4 protein-coding genes are annotated in these 4,361 nt (G+C 67.9%); all 4 read right to left on the bottom strand.

Annotation, left to right across the window (positions count from 1 at the left end; genetic code table 11):
- Nucleotides 1-455 precede the first annotated feature (455 nt).
- The 4 genes from ACXJJV_RS02580 to ACXJJV_RS02565 all read right to left on the bottom strand — a co-directional run bounded on the left by ACXJJV_RS02580 (nucleotide 456) and on the right by ACXJJV_RS02565 (nucleotide 2,969).
- On the bottom strand, nucleotides 456-743 hold the full coding sequence (locus ACXJJV_RS02580) for a hypothetical protein (protein ID WP_456466619.1): 288 nt from the start codon (nucleotides 741-743) through the stop codon (nucleotides 456-458).
- A complete protein-coding gene (locus ACXJJV_RS02575) occupies nucleotides 674-1,399 on the bottom strand; it encodes a hypothetical protein (protein ID WP_456466618.1) in 726 nt (241 codons plus the stop codon). The genes ACXJJV_RS02580 and ACXJJV_RS02575 overlap by 70 nt, the downstream gene beginning before the upstream one ends.
- Before the next feature lie 171 nt (nucleotides 1,400-1,570).
- Complete coding sequence (locus ACXJJV_RS02570; RefSeq protein ID WP_456466617.1) at nucleotides 1,571-2,212, bottom strand: hypothetical protein; 642 nt, start codon at nucleotides 2,210-2,212, stop codon at nucleotides 1,571-1,573.
- A 160-nt stretch (nucleotides 2,213-2,372) separates the two neighbouring features.
- Nucleotides 2,373-2,969, bottom strand: a complete 597-nt coding sequence (locus tag ACXJJV_RS02565) for a DUF1678 family protein (RefSeq protein ID WP_456466616.1) — start codon at nucleotides 2,967-2,969, stop codon at nucleotides 2,373-2,375.
- Between the last annotated feature and the right edge of the window lie 1,392 nt (nucleotides 2,970-4,361).

Below are 4,361 nucleotides of genomic sequence, written 5' to 3'. Positions count from 1 at the left end.
CGCCCGTCCGCGACGGCGCAGACGATTGAAAGGTACGCGAGCGCGAGGGAGACGACCGTAGCCACCACCCTCGCGGCCCTTCCACCGTACCCGCGAGCGTACCACCGCAGTTACGGCCGTGAATGGGACCGCGGGGCACGTACTCTCGACCTCGTTAGCGAACATCTTGAATGCCCTCCCAGTCGCTCCGGTCACCGAAGGACCACGTCCTAATCCCCGCCACGAGGATGCGGCTCAGCACGGCAGCCCCCTACCTCTACCGATGGGACCGCCGTCGAGGCCTCGACGTCGAGGATTTTGACGGTAGTGACGGGACACGCCCAGCGAGACCGCGGCGTTCCCTAACGCGCGGTATGCGAGGAACGTCCGGCGTCCCGAGCACCCGGCCGGAACGGCCCGGACCTCGGGCGAACGTTATGGTGATCGTAACGGTCCGGGCCGCGGGACCGGGCGGCCTAGACGACCCAACCGGTGCCCGTGCCCATTGCGGGGAGTAAGATCCCCCTGACCCGAGGCTCCACCAGGGAGCCCAAGGCGAGGAGGGCGGGCCCGAGCACGCCCGGCCAGCACCGGTAGAACTCCGGCCCGAACTCATCCACGGCCCGGCACAGCGAGCGCAGGGCCGCGGCGGGGAGAGGCGGCAGCAGGGCGCCCGCGACGTTGACCGCGATCCTCAGCGCCACCCTGTCGAGACGGCGCAGCGCGCCGAGCCCGAGCTCGAGCCTGAGCTCGCGGCGGTACATCGCCTCCGCCACCCCCACCCGGCCCCGATCACGATCGTACCGACCGCGCCGGGCCAAAGGGTCGAGGGGCCCCCGAGGAGCACCCAGTTGATGAACCTCCTCATCAGCTCCTCCCCGAGCGGCTCCACGACGATCCGATCGGCGAGCTGGACGCCCGTCTGGTAGCACTCCCAGACCCCGAGGGCGCGCAGCGCGGTCTCGACGACCAGGTCGTAGAGCCACGCGTAGGGGTTGAACAAGGAGTAGTACAGCTGGAGCATGAACTGGGCGAGCTGGTAGAGGAAGCAGAGGGTCGCGCCCAGGACCAGCGCGCCGGACACGATCCCGGGCGCCAGGGCGACCCACTTCAGGGCCCCCGCCTCGGAGAGCCCGACCATCTCGGCCAGTTCCGTGGGGAGGACCTCGGAACCCTCACGACCCGCCTGAGCGCGAGTCATCTCGAAGAACGCGAGCGCCGGGACCGCCAGCGTCAAGGTCCCCAAGGAGTGAAGGAGGTACGAGGCCAGGACGGGCCACGGGTGCAGGAGGCACCGGACCGCCTCGCGTTCGCGAGCCCCGACCTCTCGAGGAGATCCCAGCCCCTGGGCCCGGGTGGAGGGATGAAGGCACTCCCACCGGAGAAACGCCCGCCCGCCGCACTCCCGCAGCAGCTCCACGAGCTCGGCCAGCCGGGAACCGCACCGACGGAGGAACCCGGGGGAAGGGTGCGCAACCTCCAGCAGGATCCTACCTCGGTGGCGTCGTAGACCACCAGCCAGAGGCCCGGCTCATCCCCGAGCCTACCGGACCTCAGCCCGGAGAGCCTGGCGAGATCCTCACGGGCGAGGTCAAGCAGCCTCCGAGCCTCCCCGGACGGCAGGGACTCGCGCCGGGTGGCGCCCGTGCGCAGGTCGCAGACGACCCGGTACGCGCCCGACCCATCCGAGCTCACCAAGTCGAAGGCGACGGTCTCCCCCCTCCACCCCCACCCGGACGAGCAGGTCCCAATCGCCCGCGAGGTCGACGACCGGGGCGAGCGTGGTCACCCGCCGGGCGAGGTCCCCCAGGGCGGGAGAGGGGAAGTACGTGACGGGCTCGTACAACCGACCCCCGCGGACGAGGAGCACGGGGAGCTCGCGACCCACACGCACGGGCTCAACGGGCACGGCGCGAAGACCGCGCGAGCGGAGCACCAGGTACACGTGCCCGGGATCGAAGGCCACCCGATGCCGAACGAGCCCGTGCGGCGTCCGGTACTCGACGAGAGCCTCCCACTGGGTGACCACCGCGCGGAACCCGCCCCCCGGAAACGGCCCGGCAAGGAGAACGAACTCGCACGCACCCGGGGCGAGCACGAACACGCGGTCAACGGGCCCACCCTGAAGCGCGTCCAGCCGCTCAACGACCCCGACCGTGGCCCCCGGAACCGCCCTACCCAGCCCCTCCCTCTCCAACTTGACGGCCCGACTCACAACGTCGGGAACGAGCACGGTGACACCGAGGCCGGAGAGACCACCGCGACCGCGACCAGCACCAGGAGCGGGAGCACGGCGCCGGCCGCGCGGCCCCTCATCCCCGGCTCCCATCACTCCGGAGACTCATAACTCCTTAAATACCGGTCGACTCCCCCGGCGCCCGGGGACCGAAGCCTCAACCCCCATGCCTGAGTTTCCACCGCTCTAGCTCCCAGAGCACGTCCCGCACCCACTCACCATCCCGAGTCTTATGCAAGAGGAGCCTTCGGAGCACCCGGTCCGCGAACCACGCCGGCCAGGGCCCCAACACGGATCGAGCGAACCCCGGCGCCCGCTCCAGCAATTTCTTGAGCCTGGTCGAGCCCGAGGGTTGAAGCTCGAACGCCAACGAGAGCACGCGGGCCACCCGCTTATGACTCACCCCACCGCCCGAGGCTTCCTCGACCAGCCTCTCCAGCGCGGCTCGAAGGTGCCGAACCGCGAGTCGGGCCAGCCGCAGCACGAACCCCTCGGACTGCTCTTCAAGCCATCGAACGAACGCCACGCTCTCATTCTCCTTGCCCAGGTAGAAGACTCGGGGTAGGTCGAACCCCTTACTCCGCACCCGCTTCAGGTAGGCCACGTAATACGGCCCGTACGTCCGCCCACCAACCCGCCGGTACGTCTCCTTCAACTCCGGCTTGACCTCGCGACGGTAGACCTCCCGGAGCACGCGCAGGACGCGGATGCGCTCGACCGGGTCCTGGGGGATGGGCACGCCCTCCCAGGTCACGACCCCGGCACCCCCAAAGGCCCACCCACACCATTGTAATCACCCGGGAGCATAAAAAGACTCCGCCCCCGACAGCACCCATGGTGGACCGGTCCCGGGCGGGCCGATCGCTCCCGAGAGCCACCCGGCGGTCCGGCACCACCTCCTTACCGATTCCGAGTTCCTCCCATTGTAATCACCCTGAAGATAAGGTCGAAAGCCCGTGCGAGCCGCCTAGCGGTTACCTACCACCAGGATCGCTCGAGGTCGGAGTCGAGCCTCCCGGTACCCCCCAAGACCGGCCCGCTCCCGGAACCAACACCGAACCATCCTATTGTAATCACCAGGGAGAGGGGTCGAGAGGGCGGCGCGGGCTCTCACCGTGCCACCTTGACCGCGCACGGGTGGGTCCGACGCCCGGTCACCCACCCCGCCCGGCACCAGCCGCGGTCCTCTCCCATTGTAATCACAGGGGAGCGACGCCCGCAGGGCGAGGACCAGGCGTCGGTACCATGAAGCCCGTGAGCCCGCTCTCGAGCCACTCCCTTGCGATTACAGTGGGAAGGGTTCCCCCAAGGGAGCGGACCGGCCTACGGCGGTCCCAGGACCACTCGCACCGGGAAACCACCGACCATGACCACCTGGATCCACGCTGATCTCCCATCCCTCCGCAGCCCCGAACGAGCGGGACCGGGGCCCTGAACACACCGACGCCCTTCGACGGCGAACGGACCGAGGTGGACGCCACGTCCCCGACCAGCCGAGCGGATCCCGCCTCCCACCGGATCCCAAGGACCACGAGCCCGTCGACGCGCCCTCACGCTCTGGAACCGGCGCCCCGGAACCGCATCACCCCGAGGCGCCCCGGCTCCCGGGTCCGATTCCGGGCCCGCGCCGCCGTCCTGCCCCCAACTCCCGGATGATTACAATAGAGAAGGGGTCATCGTGGGCCGGGGACGGGGAACCCGACGTACCGGCCAGCTCCATGCCACAGCGTCCGTCGGTGTGACGACCCGGCCCGGTGGTGTGAAGTATTACCGGCTCTCGTGGTACCTGGTAGGATTGGCGAGGGTTTTACTGAGCAGGCGTGTTGTTCCCTGTCATGGTGAACTAGCTGCACCCTTTATCATCCTGAGCGTTAACCAACTTTAGTCCATGGAAAGAATCTTACTATTTACCCAGTATGATCACCATCTGCAGCCCCTACGGGGTTATTACAAGATACCGAAAATCCTATTGCTAAATCACAATTGACTAGACCTTGCTCATACCCGGACTTGTTAAAGCGCCCTTCGACGGATCGGAAACGGATTAGTTTCCAAATCACGTACTACCAAATCACACCCTAATCCCGGGCAACCCTTAAATACCACGAGCACGCCCGAAACTTTTGGAGCGGTCGGGGTTGGTGGT

The organism is Methanopyrus sp. (assembly GCF_053997775.1).
The sequence above is the reverse complement of the archived record's forward strand: the minus strand, read 5'-3'. Positions and strand labels throughout refer to the sequence as shown.

Coding starts and splice junctions, on each gene's coding strand:
- ACXJJV_RS02580 (WP_456466619.1), bottom strand. CDS start 743: ATGTACCGCCGCGAGCTCAGGCTCGAGCTCGGGCTCGGCGCGCTGCGC.